Origin of the sequence: Natrialba hulunbeirensis JCM 10989, assembly GCF_000337575.1 — an archaeon.
GTDB classification, from domain to species: domain Archaea; phylum Halobacteriota; class Halobacteria; order Halobacteriales; family Natrialbaceae; genus Natrialba; species Natrialba hulunbeirensis.
Genome location: NZ_AOIM01000014.1, coordinates 131140 through 148154, shown reverse-complemented (window position 1 = coordinate 148154; position 17015 = coordinate 131140). Strand labels below are relative to the sequence as shown.

17 protein-coding genes are annotated in these 17015 nt (G+C 61.9%); 8 read left to right on the top strand and 9 right to left on the bottom strand.

The window, feature by feature from the left end; all coding sequences use genetic code 11:
* Window position 1: 1 nt before the first annotated feature.
* Window positions 2-1627 carry a spermidine synthase gene (locus C483_RS05475; RefSeq protein WP_006652363.1) on the bottom strand — a complete coding sequence of 542 codons (1626 nt, stop codon included), beginning with the start codon at window positions 1625-1627 and terminating at the stop codon, window positions 2-4.
* An 84-nt stretch (window positions 1628-1711) separates the two neighbouring features.
* Window positions 1712-1948, bottom strand: a complete 237-nt coding sequence (locus C483_RS05470) for a hypothetical protein (RefSeq protein ID WP_006652362.1) — start codon at window positions 1946-1948, stop codon at window positions 1712-1714.
* Between the two features lie 133 nt (window positions 1949-2081).
* Between C483_RS05470 and C483_RS05465 the strand changes: the two genes are divergently transcribed.
* Window positions 2082-2528, top strand: coding sequence for an SRPBCC family protein (locus tag C483_RS05465; protein WP_006652361.1), 447 nt, complete (start codon window positions 2082-2084; stop codon window positions 2526-2528).
* Window positions 2529-2586: 58 nt separating this feature from the next.
* On the opposite strand, the gene C483_RS05460 is transcribed toward C483_RS05465, so the two are convergent.
* Window positions 2587-2943, bottom strand: a complete 357-nt coding sequence (locus C483_RS05460) for a winged helix-turn-helix transcriptional regulator (protein ID WP_006652360.1) — start codon at window positions 2941-2943, stop codon at window positions 2587-2589.
* 142 nt (window positions 2944-3085) lie between these two features.
* Here C483_RS05460 and C483_RS05455 point away from each other — a divergent pair, with 142 nt between their 5' ends.
* Complete coding sequence (locus C483_RS05455; RefSeq protein WP_006652359.1) at window positions 3086-3943, top strand: VOC family protein; 858 nt, start codon at window positions 3086-3088, stop codon at window positions 3941-3943.
* Window positions 3944-3968: 25 nt separating this feature from the next.
* Here the strand turns inward: C483_RS05455 and C483_RS05450 are convergent, their stop codons facing one another.
* Window positions 3969-4616, bottom strand: a complete 648-nt coding sequence (locus C483_RS05450; RefSeq protein ID WP_006652358.1) for a DUF7344 domain-containing protein — start codon at window positions 4614-4616, stop codon at window positions 3969-3971.
* Window positions 4617-4881: 265 nt separating this feature from the next.
* Window positions 4882-6189: a CobW family GTP-binding protein gene (locus C483_RS05445; RefSeq protein WP_006652357.1), complete on the bottom strand. Its 1308-nt coding sequence runs from the start codon at window positions 6187-6189 to the stop codon at window positions 4882-4884.
* Window positions 6190-6364: 175 nt separating this feature from the next.
* Here C483_RS05445 and C483_RS05440 point away from each other — a divergent pair, with 175 nt between their 5' ends.
* The 4 genes from C483_RS05440 (at window position 6365) to C483_RS05425 (ending at window position 11983) form a co-directional block, all read left to right on the top strand.
* The gene (locus tag C483_RS05440) at window positions 6365-8452 is read left to right on the top strand and encodes a hypothetical protein (RefSeq protein ID WP_006652356.1); all 2088 of its coding nucleotides are present in this window, start codon (window positions 6365-6367) and stop codon (window positions 8450-8452) included.
* A gap of 193 nt (window positions 8453-8645) precedes the next feature.
* Window positions 8646-8942: a hypothetical protein gene (locus tag C483_RS05435; RefSeq protein WP_006652355.1), complete on the top strand. Its 297-nt coding sequence runs from the start codon at window positions 8646-8648 to the stop codon at window positions 8940-8942.
* Between the two features lie 6 nt (window positions 8943-8948).
* Window positions 8949-9929, top strand: a complete 981-nt coding sequence (locus C483_RS05430; RefSeq protein ID WP_006652354.1) for an ArsA family ATPase — start codon at window positions 8949-8951, stop codon at window positions 9927-9929.
* A gap of 179 nt (window positions 9930-10108) precedes the next feature.
* Window positions 10109-11983 (top strand): carbon starvation CstA family protein, encoded by a 1875-nt coding sequence (locus C483_RS05425; RefSeq protein ID WP_006652353.1) that lies wholly within the window; start codon window positions 10109-10111, stop codon window positions 11981-11983.
* 107 nt (window positions 11984-12090) lie between these two features.
* Here the strand turns inward: C483_RS05425 and C483_RS05420 are convergent, their stop codons facing one another.
* Window positions 12091-12732 carry a hypothetical protein gene (locus C483_RS05420; protein WP_006652352.1) on the bottom strand — a complete coding sequence of 214 codons (642 nt, stop codon included), beginning with the start codon at window positions 12730-12732 and terminating at the stop codon, window positions 12091-12093.
* Window positions 12733-12827: 95 nt separating this feature from the next.
* Between C483_RS05420 and C483_RS19400 the strand changes: the two genes are divergently transcribed.
* On the top strand, window positions 12828-13052 hold the full coding sequence (locus tag C483_RS19400) for a hypothetical protein (protein ID WP_006652351.1): 225 nt from the start codon (window positions 12828-12830) through the stop codon (window positions 13050-13052).
* Window positions 13053-13130: 78 nt separating this feature from the next.
* On the opposite strand, the gene C483_RS05415 is transcribed toward C483_RS19400, so the two are convergent.
* From C483_RS05415 to C483_RS05405, 3 genes are all read right to left on the bottom strand, one after another.
* On the bottom strand, window positions 13131-14330 hold the full coding sequence (locus C483_RS05415; RefSeq protein ID WP_006652350.1) for a redox-regulated ATPase YchF: 1200 nt from the start codon (window positions 14328-14330) through the stop codon (window positions 13131-13133).
* Window positions 14331-14544: 214 nt separating this feature from the next.
* Window positions 14545-14853 (bottom strand): hypothetical protein, encoded by a 309-nt coding sequence (locus C483_RS05410; RefSeq protein ID WP_006652349.1) that lies wholly within the window; start codon window positions 14851-14853, stop codon window positions 14545-14547.
* A 104-nt stretch (window positions 14854-14957) separates the two neighbouring features.
* A complete protein-coding gene (locus tag C483_RS05405) occupies window positions 14958-16085 on the bottom strand; it encodes a pyridoxal-phosphate-dependent aminotransferase family protein (RefSeq protein ID WP_006652348.1) in 1128 nt (375 codons plus the stop codon).
* A 131-nt stretch (window positions 16086-16216) separates the two neighbouring features.
* Between C483_RS05405 and C483_RS05400 the strand changes: the two genes are divergently transcribed.
* Window positions 16217-16960 (top strand): MBL fold metallo-hydrolase, encoded by a 744-nt coding sequence (locus C483_RS05400; RefSeq protein WP_006652347.1) that lies wholly within the window; start codon window positions 16217-16219, stop codon window positions 16958-16960.
* Window positions 16961-17015 lie beyond the last annotated feature (55 nt).

The window sequence follows — 17015 nt, the reverse complement described above, 5'->3', positions numbered from 1 at the left end:
ATCAGCCGGCGAGCGACGCAGCCGGCTCATCCGGCTCCGCTTCGGCCTCGACGCTGCCACCGTCCGACTCCTCGATCACGTACCGCTGGCCGAACATCGGATCGAGTAGGCTATCCACCTCGCCGCGGTCGTCTCGCAACACCGGCGCGTCGTCCGATTCTGGCTCGTCGAGTTTATTGTCGATCGCACCGCTGAGGTCGACCCCCATTGCTTCGGTTCGCTCGTTATTTCTGGACTCGAGTACCCCCTCGTCGAACGCGGGTGCGCTCTCGTCGGTGGTCGCGACGACCTGGATATTCTGAATCGCGTTCGCGTCCGAGGTACGGAAGCTGTAGGCCTCGGGGAAGACCTCGTTGATCGTCTCGTACTGGGCGTGGTAGAACTCGGCTGCCGGACCGCTCGGCGCGGCGATGACGTTCGCGTGGAGGATGCCGTCGTCGGCCAGTCGGTCCGAGGCGAGTTCCATGAACTCGACGGTTGTGAGGTGGAACGGCACCTGATCCTTCTTGTAGGCGTCGAGGACGATTACGTCGTACTCCTCGTCGGTGTTCTGGAGGAACTGCCGGCCATCGGTCGCGTAGACGTTCAGGTCGTCGCGTTTGTCGTGGTCCTCGAGTGTGAAGTACTCCTCTGCGGCGTCGGTGACGTATGGATCAATTTCGACGACGTCGACGGTTGCGTCGTACTGCTCTGCGAAGTCCTGCGGGCCGGTGTAGCCGCCGCCACCGACGAACAGCACCCGGTCCACGTCGTCGATCTCGTCGGTCAGCAGCATCGGCAGGTGGAAATACTTCGTGTAGGTGAAGACGTGCTCGTCTGGGTCGTCTTTGTTCAGCGCGCTGTGTCGGGCACCGTCTAGGTACATCGTTCGGACGTTGTCGTCGTCGACGACCTCGAGTTGCTGGTGTGGCGTCTGGGTTTCGTGGACGATCTCGCCGCGGTGGTCGACGTCGAAGATGGCGGGGCCGCCGGCCGCGGCGACGATGAGGACGAGTGCGACGAGCACGCTCGCGACGGTCGGTCTACGGGGGAGACTCGGTGCGACGAGGACGAGTGCAGTGGCGACGAGCATGAGCCCGAACAGGAGCCCGATCGCGTCGATCCCCATGGACGGAATCAGGATGAACGTCGTCGCGCCGGAACCGACGATGCTGCCGATGGTGCCGAGCGCGTAGACGTGGCCCGACGCCTCGCCGGTGCCCCGCTTTTGCGAGAGTTCGGCCGCGTAGGGACTGATGAAGCCGAGCAGGTAGGTCGGCGGGCCGAAGAGGACGATAACCGCTGGGAGGGAAGCGTAGCGCGGCGGCAGCGCGAGCGTCGAGGTGTACGTGAGAAGCAGGTCGCTCGCGAAGATCACGACGGCGACGTAGACCGCGGTCCCGAGCATGAGCCAACTCATCTCGCGGGTGCTCGCGGTCGCCGCCCGCTTGCCTCCCTGCCAGTAACCGAGGCTCAACGCGGCGAGGAGAACGGTCAGAATGCCGCCGACGGTGTAGATATGGTTCCCGAACTGCGGGGCGATCACCCGCACGGCGAGGATCTCGAGTCCCATGCTCGTGACCCCCGAGACGAAGACGGCGAGTTCGGGTTTCGTCGGGCGATACGCAGCGACCTGCTGGAGGGCCATCGTCCGGAATGTGACGGGCCGGCCGTGAGTACCTGTCGCCTCGGCGTTTCAGCGCCGGTGGACTGTGCTATGGACCCAGGCGGCTCACGATGGCCGCGTCATCACATGCGTCAGCAAAAAGAGTCCAACCGCAACCACGGCAACCGTCGCCAGACTATACTCGAGTGCCCCGACGAGCGCTGCGCCCCAGACGAGCCACCAGGCGAACAGTGCAGAGAGGATTGCGTTGAGGACGATGAGCAGTCGCGGATCGCCTGCGGAGGATTCCAGTCCCTCACGAAAGCCGCCGCGGTCGCCGTCCGTGCCGGAATCGCCAGCCATAGCGCGATAGGGGAGCGTCAGTCACTTAGCCGTTTCCGTCGTGGGCGCTGTGAGTGCGTTCTCACTGGATAACTTACGCCCGGAGCACACACGAGCAGCGGGCTTTATAACGCCTCGCTCGAACCGCAGACGTATGCGTGAGGTCACCGTGTCCCGAACGATCGACGTCTCGCCGGCGACACTTCAGACGCACCTCGATCCGGCGACAATCGTCGAGGCGGAGGGGAGTTTCACCGTCGTCGATATCGATGAGGGCGAGACAGCTGGGACGACAACAGTCATCGCTAGCGGCCCCGGAATGCAGCTTCCGCTGGAGTTCGAAGAACGCGAGGGAACGATCTACTATACGCAAGCGGGTGAGCGCGGTCCGTTTTCGCACATGGAGACGTGGCTGGAGTTCGAGCCTGCGGCTGGGCAGGGGAAGTCACAGAATCAGCAACAGCACTCTCACACTCATCTCACCCTCCGCTCCGCCGTCTCCCTCGCCGCCCCCCTTCCCTTCGGCGACCGAATCGCCGCCTGGAAACGCAAAGGCGAACTGCAACGCGCACTCGAGACGTTCGCCGAGGAACTCGAGTAGGTCGCGTTACCAGTGGGTGCTCTCTCTCGTTGCGATAGGGCACCAGACGATGACCGATCTAGTCGAGCCAGGTTGCGCCCCACTCGTCTAAGGCCTCGAAGACCGGGGAGAGTGCACGGCCCTTCTCAGTTACCGTGTAGTAGCTGGCGACGGGTGACTCGAGTTCCTTGCGGTTGTCGACGAGTCCGTGGTCCTCCAGGTCGGCAAGAACGCGCGAGAGTGTATACGAGCTTGCACCTGTCGACCGTTTGAGTTCGTTGAACCGTTTTTCGTCGTCTTGGAGGTCGTTGAGGACGACGAGTTTCCACTTCGAACCAACCTCCGCAACTGCACCAACGACATTGCAGACATCCGCATTGTGCAGTTCGATATCGGAGTCCGTCGCAGAATCTGGTTCGGGTGGTTGGGTCGGCATAACCTGGTCACACACTTGTTGCCTGCTGTATATATGGGTTTGGTGCCAAACTAGGTACTGTGATGAAACTACGACACTCGCTGGTGCTCGGGGTCGAGGGTACTGGCAGCGCTATGTCTCTGAGGAGGGGGCACTGATCGACGTGGCTCCGAACCCAGATACAGGTGTTCTCCCACAGGACGCACGGATCGGCCGAACTGCACTTCGTGTCACCGACCTCACGGAGATGACCGAGTTCTACCGGACCGTCGTCGGATTCACTGTGCTCCGGCAGTCGGAGACGACCGCCGTTCTCGGTGTCAGTGAGACGCCGCTTCTCGTCCTGAAGCGAGACGCGGATGCACCAGACCGACACCGATCGGCTGCTGGCCTGTTCCACAACGCGTTCAGAGTCCCCTCACGCGAAGCGCTGGGCGATGCACTGGCTCGACTCCAGGATCGCTGGCAACTCGGTGGCGCGTCCGACCACGGCGTCAGTGAGGCGCTGTACACTACCGATCCGGAAGGAAACGGCATCGAGATCTATCGCGACTTTCCGCGTTCGGAGTGGCCCGCGGGTACCGACGGCGGGGTTCAAATGACGACGCGTCCGCTCGACCTTGACCCGATCGAGGCAGCTGCCGCGGGTGCGGGTGCGTCAGCGCTCCCCGCTGGAACGGACGTCGGACACGTTCACCTCGAAGCGTCGTCGTTGGACGCGTTCAGGGACTTCTACGTCGACACTATCGGATTCGAAATTCGAGCGACAGTGCCAGACGCGGTGTTCGTGGCCGCTGATGGCTACCATCACCACGTTGCTGGGAATACGTGGAACCACCGCACCGAACCAGTCGACGGGAGAGGGCTATCCTGGTTCGAGATCGTCGTCCCAGAATCGGCGGCACTCGAGACGATTCGAGAGCGACTCGCGGCCAGTCAGCACACGGTGACTGAACTGGACGACGGGATCGCTGTGACAGGGCCTGACGAAATCGAGGTCCGGTTCCGAGTCGAGTCCTGATTTTGACGGGTGACGTTACGTTTGGTTAGCTGCGACGGCGACCGGCGATCTGATTGAGGATCAGTCGGTGGTCATCCGCACACGCGACCGTCGTGAGCACGAACAGCGTTGTGATGATCGTCCCGAGGGTGAGTCCAGAGATGGGGAGCAGGCCGAACGCGGCGGCGAGAAGCAGGCCGACGCTCGCTGCCGCGGTGGCCACGTAGTAGGTCTCGTCGGTATCGATCTGCCCGTCGAGACGCGTACGCAGCGATTGGGCGTCGTCTGCTGGTGTGTCCGACGTTGCAACCTCGAGATATGGCCTGAACGTTTCGAGGTGCTCACCAGGGCGGATAATGCCGCGTGATTTGTTGTACTCGATGACACCCGCTTTGTCGAGTTTGGGGAGGTGGGACTGGTACAACGGGATGTAGACCCGCTGGCGCTGTGTCGAGGTCAGTTTGGCGACGGTGGTCTCGTGCTCGCGGGCGGCGACGTGTTCCGCGAGGGCACCCATCTTGACGGTGTCTTCGCTGTGTAACACGTACCGAATCGCCTCTCGCCTGCGCGACGTCTGGAGGATGTGGAACACGTCGTCGTCGGAGAGGGCTGTCGATTCCGCTGTCGTGTCGTCCGACGGGGATGCCGACTCCGTTTCAGGATCGGCGGGGGTTGGGCGGTCGGTGATGCTCATACTACCTACTCCGGTCGGGCGAACTGCGCCTACCTAAACGTTATTGTACGTCGTGTCGAGAAAAACAGTAAAAGTTTTAATACGTTTCAAAAATCAGACTGTCGCTGTTAATCACGTATTAGTGTCCTAAAGCAGTTGTTAGTGGCGTATTGGCGAATCTAACACCTTCATAAGATGGTACAGTACAGGACCTAAGAACAAGCAAGATAAGACATTCGTGTAATTCTGAGTCTCGTTTATCGTGGCCGTTCTGACCAGTTGATAGCTATGACGGATTCGTCCGGAAAACGGCTTCTCCCCCCGGCTCGTCGGGAAACTGCGTCTTTTGTCCATCTGTCTGTTGGTCCCATTCAGCATCCGTCACCAGACACTCTGCGAGGCGCGCGCGCAGTCGCTGTTCGAGCCCTGCTGTTTCGCGCTCGCAACCGTTGTCATCCGTGGAAGTATCCTCGGTCTCTCCACCGTCATCGAACTCTGTGCCAATGAAGACGAGTTCCGTTTGCCGGTCGCCGACCTCGTCGTCCCACTCGAGTTCCGGTCGGTTAGATCGATAGAGGTCGCGCTCGAGGTCGGGGAGGTCGGCGATCCAGGGGCCGGTTGCGGTGAGGCGACTCGAGGGGCCGGCCTGGGAGAGGGTGAGTTGCATGTCGGTGGTCGCGACCCAGACGGTTCCCTTGGATCTGACGACGGATTCTGGAAGTGTTCGGAGGAAGGCAGCGAATCGCTCGGCGTGGAAGGGGCGGCGCGAGCGGTAGACAAAGGAGTCGACGCCGTAGACATCGTTGGGGTGGCGGTGTTGGTGGTGGTGGTCGTTGCCCTGGTTGTGGTCCTGGTGTTGATACTGGCCATCATCGGCCGCTGCAGCCACTCGGTCCAGACTCTCGCGTTCGTCGAGTTGGGCCGGATCAAACAGATCGACACCGAGTAACTGATCCGGATCGGCCGCGCTGAACTCGGTCTGAATCGTCCGCACGTCGGGCTGAAGCGCTTCGACCAGTGCCGTCGCCTCCGCGAGTTCCGCCGGCGTACAGCGGTCTGCCTTGTTACAGAGAACGACATCGGCGACCTCCACCTGTTCGATCAACAGATCCGACAGTGGTCGGTCTGACTCCGCGGCGGGATCCGTCTCTCGTTCCGGAACCGCCTCCCCGCCGAAGGTGTCGATGAACAGCCGTGTATCGAGCACCGTGATGATCGAATCGACCTCGTAGCGGGCGGCCACGCGCGACGTCGTCGTAAAGAGGCGAGCGACCGGTGCCGGTTCGGAGATGCCGGAGGATTCGACAATCAGGTGGTCGAACTCCCGGTTGCGAGCCAACCGGACGACGGCCGTCTCGAGGTCGTCCTGCAGTTCACAGCAGAGACAGCCGTTCGAGAGTTCGGCGATCCCGTCGTCGACGTCGAGGTCAGACCCCTCGGCGACGAGTTCGGCATCGACGTTTACCTCGCCCATATCGTTGATGAGGACTGCGAGATCACGGTCTCCAGCGTTCTGTAGCAGGTGATTGAGGAGTGTGGTCTTTCCCGCACCCAGGCTGCCAGCAAGAATCGTCACTGGAATCGTCGCGGTCATATCGGGAGTCATTGTATTGCACGGATTAAGACCCGTCGTCTCAACGGCGCTTCGACGGGCCAATAGCTAGGTGCGACAATGCGATCTCCAACCAACAGCACATTCACGATGACGTATTTCTGGGGTAGAAAGTAATGATAACCTACTTGTACCGATGGAATTAAAATGTGGCTACATGCAACAGTGTCCCCGCCGTTCGGTCCTCGGTGGAATCGGTGCGACGATGGCTGCTGCCGTTGCGGGTTCGACCGTCGCCGCGACGGACGAGCATACCGACACCAGCACCGACACCGCGACGACCTCCACGACCGCCGACGCGACGTTCGACGACCTGCTCGCGTATCTCCCCTCCGAGATTGCACAGGACTCGATGGTTCTGATGGCGACGAACTACGACCGGTTGCTCGAAGCCAACCAGCCCAACGACCCACTTCCGAACGTCAACGTCCTCGACCTCGACGCCGACGACATCTCGAAAAGCGTTCTCGTCACATCCTACTCCGAGGAGTACACACAGCCACTGACGGTCCTGTCCGGCGTTGAAATAGAAGAGTCCACCTCGTCCCGCGAAACCGACGCCGGACTCGAGTACGAGTACACTGAACTCGACGACGAGGATGCTGTCGTCGGTACTGACGACGACGTACTCATCGTCACCAACGAACTCGAGACGCTCGATGCGGCTGTCGACGCAAACGCGGCAGAAGCAACTCGCCTTCTGGACGACGAGTCGACACTCGAAGCAGGTATGTCGGCCTTTGGCGACAGCCACATGCGTCTGGTGCGCACCGGTGACGAACAGCTGATGACACCGGGCGAGACGGACGCCGTGCCGACGTACTTCACGCACGCCCAGACCGTCATCGACGCGGATACGATGGAACAGTCGATCGGATTCGAGTTCGAGGACGAGTCGGATATCAGCGATGAACTGATCGAATCGCTCGAGGCGGAGTTCGCCTACACCGCGACCGAGGAGCCCTCGGTTGACGTCGATGAGACGTTCGTCAGCACGACCGTCGAACGCGACCTCGCTGCCGAACGCGCCATCAGAGAGCACGACAGTCCTGGGTTCCTTCGCGTCGACCGGGACATCGACCTCGACGACGACTACCTCGAGATCGAACTCGGCCGCGGCGATCCGACACCGATCGAGGACCTCACGTTCGAGGTCGGTGACGAGGAATACGACCGCGACATCTGGGCCGATGGCCACGGCAAACTCGAGGAAGGCGATACGATCGTAATGGACATAGACGACGTCGAGCCGAACCTGTCGGTCAGACTGCGCCACGACCACGAACTCGGCGGCTCGAGCAGCGGAACGACCGTCCTCTCGAACTTCTGGTTCAACGGTGAGTTCGACGTCGATACCGGCGAGTTCACTGTCAGCTACGCAGACGACTTTCCGCTCGACGGTGACCGGCTTCATCTCGCCGCCTACGACGAGCGTCCGTACTATCGACCGACCGAGGACGCACCCGAGCCGAAGGCGTCCGCACAGCCGTGGACGGGTGAGACGCTCTCGGAAGGGGCGACGGCGACGCTCGAGGGCGTCGAACCCGGCGACCGGATTCTCGTCGGCTGGGACGGTATCGAAAACAGCGACAGTATCAGATCACTTCAGGCCCAGCCGCCAGGCTCCGTGAGCTTCGAGTACGACTACGAGAGCGAGACGGTCGAGGCGACGATCGAGTTCGGTGAACGCCAGCAGTATGCGGCGGCAAATACGGCGGTGGCGGAAGAAGCGGCTGCAGACACGGAAGACGAAACCGACACCGACGACACTGAACGCTCGGCAGACGAGTACGAGTTGCTGGTCGACGGCGAACGAGCGACGACCCAGTGGGCGGAGGAGTACGACACCGTCACCTCCGGGACGACGATCGACATCGACGGCGTCGACGTCGGCACCGAGATCGAAGTCGTCTGGGCTGGGACGGATGCCCGAATCGGTTGGACGCGCGTTCGGCCGTCGGTTCAACTCGAGTACGACGACGGAACGGTCGAGCACGTCGGTGGAGAGGCACTCTCGGCATCCGAACTCACCGCGGACGTCTGGACGGATGGAGACCGGTTCGAGATTGAACTGGCTGACGAGGTCGACGGCGAATTCGCGGAGGGCGAGACGTTCGCCGTCGATGCCGATGCGGTTAGCGACGATGGGGCTGCGGACGAAGACGACCGCGAGTTCGGGACGGTCCGGGAAGTCTCGCTTCGGTACGATACCCACCGTGTCGGATTTGCGCTTCCCGACCGGTAAGCGACGCCCACTGTCGGTGCGCTTCCCGACCGGTAAGTGACGCTCACTGTCGGGTTCGAACGTGCTCTCAGTCTTGGGGCAACTGTTTTTGAGCCGGTCCGCAAGCTCGCAAGTCCGCAAGTCCGCAAGTCCGCAAGTCCGCAAGTCCGCGAGGGCGATACATTTTAGTCTCCAGCACCGAGCATGACCGACGATGACACTTGCCGATCGCATCGAGTCGTTCCGGACGACGCTCGAGGAGTGGCTCAGGGGGCTCTATCACGGGATGTTCACACACCCGGCCTACGAGAAAATCGAGCAGGAAGCAGAAGACACCGAGGACGCGTTCATGCTCGCGTGCTTTCCCGACGCCTTCGGCATTCCAAGTCCGGTCTCGTACTACACCGCCGAACTGCTCCCCTACCTCGAAGACGAGTTCAGCGCCTGGGAACGGCGCATGTGGGACCGCCAATCGATCGTCGAGCGCAAGGGCCACCAGTACCACTTCTGACTCCAGATGACTGATTTCGTCTTCTTCGGCGGCAAGGGTGGTGTCGGCAAGACGACCGTCTCCAGCGCGTACGCACTCGAGTGCACTGCGGCAGACGAGGAGACGCTCGTCGTGTCGACGGATCCGGCCCACAGCACGACCGACGTGTTCGGCCAGCAGTTCAGCGACGAGCCCCAGTCGGTTGAGGGGTACGAGGGGCTCTCTGCGATGGAAATCAATCCGGACGAGGTCGTACAAGAGCACCTGCTCGACCTCAAGCGCCAGTTGAACGCACAGCTATCGGCGACGATGGTCAACGAGGTGGACATCCAACTCGAGATGGCCCACCAGACGCCGGGGGCGTACGAGGCCGCGCTGTTCGATCGGTTCGTCGACGTGATGCAGAACGCCGAGGAGTACGACAGAGTGGTCTTCGATACGTCGCCGACTGGTTCGACGCTGCGATTGCTCGCGCTACCGGAACTCCTAGAACAGTGGATCGACCGGCTGATGGCAAAGCGCCGGCGGAGTATCGACCTCTACGAGAAGGCTGCGATCGGCAATCAGGAGCCCCGGCGCGTGATGGACGGCGATCCGGTGCTCGCACGGTTACAGGGGCGCAAGGAGCGCTTCGAGTACGCTGGTGACGTACTTCGTCAGGACGCTGCCTTCTATCTCGTCTTGAACCCGGACGAACTCTCGATTCGCGAAACGCACCGTTCGGTCGAGACGCTCACGGAAGCCGAGTTACCCGTTCGCGGCCTCGTCGTCAATCGGCTGACTCCCGAACCAGACCCGGACGAGGAGGGTCGCGGCGCACGCTACCTTCGTGACCGTGTTGCGACGGAGCGCGACCGTCTAGAGCAAATTGACGACGAGTTCGACGTCCCGGTCGTGGCGACGATCAAAACGCGCGTCGAGGAAGTTCGGGGAAGTATTCTCGACGATGTCGCGGCCGAACTCGATATCGCTGGCTCGAACGTGGATCCACCGAGTGAGCAGGTATAGCCTGCCTGTGCGTGGGTTGTTCACCCGAAGCACCCTGACCATCTGTCGATTCGTTCTGGCCGTGTCGGAAATATCTCCGGTTTTGGCGACGAATAATCCCTTCTATCGTCGGCTTGTCGAATCTAAATAAATTATATTTATGGTGTTGCCGTTCAACGGTTGGTGCGGGAGACAATAACATGGCAGGTGTGATCTGGATCGTTGCGCTGATACTGACGACGTTTACCGTCGCGTACATCACGTACGGTCGGTATCTCTCGCAGTTCGTCAACTTAGACGACAGCCGTGAGACACCGGCGCACAAGTATCAGGACGGTCAGGAGTACGTACCGGCGAAAAAGCCGGTCCTATTGGGGCATCACTACTCAAGTATCGCGGGCGGTGCACCGGTCGTCGGACCGATTACGGCGGCGTTGGTCTGGGGCTGGGTGCCAGCCGTGCTGTGGGTTGCGATCGGCAACCCGCTCATCGGCGCGGTTCACGACTTCGTCTCGCTGTCGAGCAGCCTTCGACACGAGGGGAAGTCGATCGGCTACATCATCGGCGAGTACGTCGGTGAACGCGGCAAGAACATGCTGCTGTGGTTCGCGTTCTTGCTGACGATTCTGGTCGTGGCGGTGTTCGCACTCGTCATCGGGGTTGTCCTGGACGCGTATCCACAGGCAGCGACGGCGAGCCTGATTTACATCACGCTCGCGCTCCTGTTTGGTGTCTGGCTCTACCAACTGGGCCTGCCGTTTTCCGTCGGGACGGTCGTCTTCGTGGGCGGCGTGTTCGGCTCGGTCTGGGCTGGTATCCAGTACCCGCTCGCACTCGTTCCAGGAGAGTACCCGGAGGGAACGATCGTGTTACTGGAGTCGACGCCGTTCTTTATCCCGGAGCTACTCCAGAGTGTCAACATCGGTGCGTGGGTGCTCGTCATCCTCGTCTACGGGGCGCTTGCGAGTATCCTGCCGGTGTGGATGCTGCTACAACCGCGTGACTACCTCTCGTCGTTCCTGCTGTACACGGGTGTCGGTGGGGGGCTGCTCGCAGTCATCGTCGGGACGTTCATCACCGGAATGGGAAGCGATGCAGTGCATCCAGACACCGGAGACGCACTGAGCTTCCAGATCGAGACGGGTGCCTGGTACGGCTTCTTCGGCGAGGCCGGTCCCATCGCACAGGAGGGGCTAATCCCGCTCATGCCGCTGTTCCCGCTGTTGTTCCTCACTATCGCATGCGGAACCGTCAGCGGGTTCCACTCGCTGGTTTCCTCGGGAACGACGGCGAAGCAACTGAACAAGGAGACTGACGCCAAGCTGATCGGCTACGGTGGCATGCTCGCGGAGGGACTGCTCGCTGCAGTCGCGCTGGTCACCGTGACGATCATCGCGATTCCCGCCGCCGACGGCGGAATCGGCCTCGCACTGCCGAACTTCGCAACTGGTGGCGGTGCGATCCTGACGGCGTTCGGTATTCCGATGGCGTACGGTGCGCCGTTCATGGCGCTCGTCCTCGCGAGCTTCCTGCTGACGAGTATGGACACGGCCGTCCGGCTGGGTCGGTACATGCTCGAGGAACTCATCGGCACGCCCGAAACCGAGGTCGAGGCGTACGCAGCCAACCGCTACGTCAACACGTCCGTGATCGCCATCGTGGCGTTCTTCCTGCTCGGCAGCGGTCGCTGGGAGGACCTCTGGACGCTGTTCGGCGGCGCAAACCAGCTGCTGGCGTCGCTTGCACTCCTCACGGGAACGATCTGGCTGGCCAACTGGAGCAAGACGAAGCAACTCGTCTCGACCGGTGGGCCGATGGCCCTGATGGGCTTCATCACGGTCTGTGGCCTGGTATGGGTCGGTGGCTACCAGATCATTGGTGGTCGCCTCCTCGGGATTACCGCGGAGGCCGAGACCGGCATCATCGGCATCGGCTCGGCGATCGCTCAGGTCCTTATCATCGCGACGCTGCTATACCTGGCACTGTCGCTGTTCAAGATCGGCTACGACAACTTACAGACGGCTCGCGACAGCGGAACGGGTGTCGCAGCCGACGTGAGTCAGGACGACGACTAGTCGAGCCGCACTCGCGGCTCGTGGTGTGGTTCATTTTTTGACCGCTGCAGACCGAGTGTGTCGAGTACCGACAGCACCAGTCTAGAGAATCCGTCGACTGGCTGTAACTACAACTGAAGCCGTCGCGAGAGCAACCCCAGTAGTCCCGGTTCCTCGTGTTCGATCGGTTCCCAGAGCCGAAACGCGGTTGCAACGTCTGCGTTGTCGCTTGCAACCAGCTCCGATTCATCCGGTGCGACAACGACGAAGTTCGTCTCGTAGTGGCCGTGATAGCCGTACTTCAACAGCGTTCGCCCGTCGTAGGAGGCGACACGATTCCGGACGACGTCTGGAATGCTGTCTGTGATGAGCACGAACGTAAACTCCGTACAGAAGTGCTCCTCGGTCGCCTCGATCCACTTGTCCGCGAGGTCGTCGCCGAAAGCGTCGAACCGATCGAGTGTGTCGTCGTCGACGCGGTCGACGCGACTGACGAACAGGTGTTCGTTCGACTCGTGCTCGGCAAACGAGAGCGCCGGGTGGAGGAAGTGTTTCTGACTGACCAGTGAGAGTTCGCCGTAGAGCGTGAACGACTCGCCTTCAACCTGGTAGTCCTTCTCCAGATCGTAGTTGTGCATGAGCCGGTCGCTTACTCTGTCGATGTACTCGTCGTCCCAGTCCGGGACGTCCGCGAGATCAACGTCGGCCGGTGAGCCGTCGTCTTGGGAGCTCACACCCGTTTCAGTGTGGCCGTCCGCGGTTCGTTCCATGTGTGTGAATGCCACGAGGGTACCAAAAAGCCGTCGGGACGACCCGTGTGTTTACATACCATAGCGTCCAAAGACGAATATAACCAAGTCAATACATGGCACGAAAACGCGAGGCGTGTGGCCGCTGCTCGATGTCCGTCGCAGTCGAAGCCGCACAGAGTCAGCAGTCCGACCGTGACCGGGCGGACCGAGACCCCTACGGCGAGGCCCGAATCGAAGTCGAGGAATCAGCGCTTCGCCGCCTCTCCCCGGATGGCTGGCTTTCGAGGCTTTCCACTCGAGTAAGCGAGCGCGTTCGCCGCCTTACCTGGGGGAACTGAGGCGCTGGGTGCTGAGGCACTGAACACCGAGATACTGGGCGCTGAGAGAGAGCAGAGAGCCAGCGAAAGGATAACCACTCAGTTCGTCGTAATGATTTCGATGACGTCCCGCGACTCGACCTCGTAGTTCTTCCCGAGCTGGCGGTTCGACCGGCAGTCAATCGCGTGGAGAAAGCCGTCGCCGATGTCCGAGTGGAGACTGTAAGCGAAGTCCTCCGCGGTCGAGTTCGGCGGGATCAGGTAGCAGTCGGGCAGCACCTCGCCGCGCTCGTTTCCGAGGCCGTTCGCACCGCCGGGGAACACCGGCGTCACGCCGAGCACGTCGAACAGCGCAGTTTCCAGCGCCGCCTGAACGCCCGTCGCCCCGTACTCGTCGAGGAACGCTCGAATCTGTTCTAGACCCTGTTCTTGCTCGCCAGAGACGTCGCCCGTAATTTCGAAGCCGTCGTCACCTGGTCGGTAGTCGAGGACGCCGGCCTTGTCCGCCGACTTGAGCGCCTTTTCGGCGTGTGCGCTGCAGGGAACGATCGTCAGGTGTTCGTACTCGGGATCGGACGTAATCTCCTCGTAGTTCGCCTGCGCCTCGGGCGTGTCCATCTTGTTCGCCGCGATGACCATCGGCTTGGTCTCCTTGCGAATTTCGCGGGCCAACTCGAGTTGATCCTCGTCCTCCCATTCGTCGGGGTCGAAGCCGATATCGACGCGGCGGATCAGGCGTTTGATCTCGTCTTCGTTGGTTTTGAACGCGCTCATCTGCTCGGCGAGTTCTTCCTCGATGGCGTCGTCCTCGGTGGTGTAGCCCGATTCGTACCGCTTGATCCCCTTCTCGAGGATGTCGAGATACCACTGGTCGAGTTCCTCTTCCAGGAAGGCGATGTCCTCGCAGGGGTCGTGGCCCTCGGTTGGTTCGCCTTCCAGGTCAGTCTCGCCCGAGAAGTCGACGACGTGGACGAGTACGTCCGTCTCGTTCAGGTCGCTCAAGAACTGGTTGCCGAGGCCGTTGCCCTCGTGTGCGCCAGGAATGAGGCCCGCGACGTCGACGAGTTTCGTTGGCACGAAGCGGGTGCCGTGCTCGCAGTAGCCGACGTTCGGGGTACACTCCTCGTCGAACTCCGGGGCTGCACAGTCGACGCGGACGTAGGCCTCGCCGACGCTCGGGTCGATGGTCGTGAACGGGTACGCGCCCTCGGGCACGTCGTTCATCGTCGCAGCGTTGAAGAAAGAAGATTTCCCGACGGACGGTTTGCCAACCAGTCCGATTCGGTAACTCGTACTCATTATCAGAGCCTGGCGAACCAGCCCTAAACGGGTTTCTGTCTGCTGTCAGCGTGCTATGGCTGCCCCTGGCACACGATCGGTACGCGACCAACACACGCTGGCACACAATCGACACACGCTGGCATATAACCGACACACGACTGAGACACAACTGACACACTCAATCGCGAGGAAAATCGATGGCTGCCCGCTCAGTTCGCCGACTCGAGACGAGTTACCGGGCCAGCGTCGTCCAGCTCCAGCCCGCAATCGCCAGCACGATCAGCGCAAGGACGGCGAAGGCACCCCATTGCTGAGTCTGCGTGTCCGCGATCGGTGCGAACACGTCCACCAGCCCGGTCGCCTGCATCATGCCAATGACGAGCAACAGCAACACGAGGATCGAAACGACGGCGATCGCGATCCAGTTGCGAGCCATCTGCGCACCCTCTTGCTGGGCTTCCTCCGCGTCGTGCGTCGGTTTCTCGGTCGGATCCTGGTCGGCACCGGCGTCAGGATCCAGATTGGAGTCGCGGTCGGACATATCAACCAGTAGAACGGGATCACGGGAAACGGTTCTACCTGCAGGTTCCGGCCCCGGTTGAAGTACGCAGGCAGCGCCGTGCGCTCTGAGCGCTGGACCCAGCGCTACTCGAGTACCGCCGCCAGCGCGTCCATCGTCTCGTCAACCAGTTCGCGCCGCGCGTTGTGACCCATGTGGCCGACGCGGATGATATCGTCCTCGAGATTGCCGAGTCCCGTCGCGAGGACGATGTCGTGCTCCTCTCGGAGTGTCTCCTGGAGGTCGGTTGTGCTGCCGTCGTACTCGAGTGCGGTCACCGTCGGTGAGCAGTCTTCGGTCGCGGTCGGATAGGGCTCGAGGCCGAGGTCGGCGGCGCGGTCGCGACAGTGGGCGGCGACTTCGCGGTGGCGCTCGAAGACCTGTGCGGGGCCTTCCTCGAGGATCTGGTCGGCGGCGGCGTCGAGTGCGCGGATGTTCGCGGCCATGTGGGTGTAGGGGAACCACTCCTCGTCTTCGTTGGCGGCGGTGCGCCAGGGCGTGAGGTCGGTGTAGTTGGCGCGGTTCTCGACGGTCTCGATGCGCTCCCAGGCGTGCTCGCTGATCGTTGCGGTCGAGAGGCCGGGTGGTGCGCTGAAGCACTTCTGGCTCGCGCCGAGACAGACGTCGATCCGATCCGTGGGAACGGGCGTGCCGCCGAGCGAGGAGACGGCGTCGACGACGCTGATGATCCCGTGTTCGTCGAGCACGTCCAGAATCGGCCCGAGGTCGTTCAGCGTGCCGGTCGGGGTTTCACAGTGGACCATCGTCGCCACGTCGAACGGTTCGTCGGCGTCCTCGATGGCGCTCTCGACGGTGTCACGGTCGAGCGTCTCGTCCCAGGGGACAGAGTACGTGACCGGTTCGCCGTCGTACTGGGTGACGAAGTCGGCGAAGCCGTCGCCGTAGCGGCCGTTCGAGAGACAGAGGACGCGGTCGCCCGGCGAGACGAGCGAGTCGATGGCGGCCTCGAGACCGAGGATGCCTTCGCCGGCGAGGATGGCGGTGTCGCGGTCGTCTGTGGCGATGGTACCGTCCGAATCAGCCGTGTGAATTCGCGTGAGTTTGTCGGCTAACGCGCGGTAGCACTCGAAGAACTCGGGTTCGAGGTCCGGATTCGGCATCGGTTCGGCGAGGCGTTCTCGAACTGCGGGTGGGATTTCGGTTGGCCCGGGCGTCATGCGCAGGCGCTCGGGAACGTGGCAGTCGGTGGGCATTGGAATCTACCCGCGTCTACCGGCGGTGCTGACTAAAGTCGTCGGTATCCGGTACCGTCGGTCGTCGACCACTGGAAGACGTCTGACTCAAAGGGACTACCCTTATCGGGCGGGCCGTCACACACTCGCGTATGCACGTCACGTTCCTCGGAACCGGGAGCGCGATGCCGACCGGTGAGCGCTTCCAGACCGGCATTCTCGTCCAGAACGACGGCCGACAGCTACTGATCGATTGCGGCTCCGGTGTGCTTCATCGCCTCCAGCAGTCCGGCGTCGGCTACGAGAACGTCTCGACAGTGTTGCTCACCCACCACCACTTGGACCACGTCGCCGACCTCCTGCCGTTGATGAAAGCCCGCTGGCTCGCCGGCGAGGAGCACCTGGAGGTCGTCGGCCCGCAGGGAACCAAGGGGCTACTCGACGACCTGCTCTCCGTTCACGAGTACATGCAGGGCAAGATCGACCTGCAGGTACGGGAGGTCGTCCCCGGCGAGTTCACCGTCGCGGGCTTCGACGTCTCGGCCTACGAGACGCGCCACTCGCTGCCGTGTCTGGCCTATCGGTTCGACGACCGGTTCGTCTTCAGCGGCGACAGCGAGGCCTTCGCCGGGCTGGCGAACTTCGCCGAGGGTGCTGCAATCCTGGCTCACGACTGCTCGTTCCCCGACGACGTCGACGTGTCGAACCACCCGACACCAGAGACGCTCGGGCGCGAACTCGCCGGTCGAGAGATTGGTCGCGTCTACCTGACGCACCTCTATCCGCACACCGACGGTCGCCACGAGGAGATGCTCGAGTCGATCGGCCGACAGTACGATGGCGACGTTCGATTCGCCGAAGACCTCAAAACCATATCAATAGATCAAGGGTCCTGAACACTTCTTCTGGGCCTCGAGTCGGCTGGGAGATACATATTATTTCGTGACAGTC

Coding starts and splice junctions, on each gene's coding strand:
- C483_RS05475 (WP_006652363.1), bottom strand. CDS start 1,627: ATGGCCCTCCAGCAGGTCGCTGCGTATCGCCCGACGAAACCCGAACTC.
- C483_RS05470 (WP_006652362.1), bottom strand. CDS start 1,948: ATGGCTGGCGATTCCGGCACGGACGGCGACCGCGGCGGCTTTCGTGAG.
- C483_RS05465 (WP_006652361.1), top strand. CDS start 2,082: ATGCGTGAGGTCACCGTGTCCCGAACGATCGACGTCTCGCCGGCGACA.
- C483_RS05460 (WP_006652360.1), bottom strand. CDS start 2,943: ATGCCGACCCAACCACCCGAACCAGATTCTGCGACGGACTCCGATATC.
- C483_RS05450 (WP_006652358.1), bottom strand. CDS start 4,616: ATGAGCATCACCGACCGCCCAACCCCCGCCGATCCTGAAACGGAGTCG.
- C483_RS05445 (WP_006652357.1), bottom strand. CDS start 6,189: ATGACCGCGACGATTCCAGTGACGATTCTTGCTGGCAGCCTGGGTGCG.
- C483_RS05440 (WP_006652356.1), top strand. CDS start 6,365: ATGCAACAGTGTCCCCGCCGTTCGGTCCTCGGTGGAATCGGTGCGACG.
- C483_RS05435 (WP_006652355.1), top strand. CDS start 8,646: ATGACACTTGCCGATCGCATCGAGTCGTTCCGGACGACGCTCGAGGAG.
- C483_RS05430 (WP_006652354.1), top strand. CDS start 8,949: ATGACTGATTTCGTCTTCTTCGGCGGCAAGGGTGGTGTCGGCAAGACG.
- C483_RS05425 (WP_006652353.1), top strand. CDS start 10,109: ATGGCAGGTGTGATCTGGATCGTTGCGCTGATACTGACGACGTTTACC.
- C483_RS05420 (WP_006652352.1), bottom strand. CDS start 12,732: ATGGAACGAACCGCGGACGGCCACACTGAAACGGGTGTGAGCTCCCAA.
- C483_RS19400 (WP_006652351.1), top strand. CDS start 12,828: ATGGCACGAAAACGCGAGGCGTGTGGCCGCTGCTCGATGTCCGTCGCA.
- C483_RS05415 (WP_006652350.1), bottom strand. CDS start 14,330: ATGAGTACGAGTTACCGAATCGGACTGGTTGGCAAACCGTCCGTCGGG.
- C483_RS05410 (WP_006652349.1), bottom strand. CDS start 14,853: ATGTCCGACCGCGACTCCAATCTGGATCCTGACGCCGGTGCCGACCAG.
- C483_RS05405 (WP_006652348.1), bottom strand. CDS start 16,085: ATGCCCACCGACTGCCACGTTCCCGAGCGCCTGCGCATGACGCCCGGG.
- C483_RS05400 (WP_006652347.1), top strand. CDS start 16,217: ATGCACGTCACGTTCCTCGGAACCGGGAGCGCGATGCCGACCGGTGAG.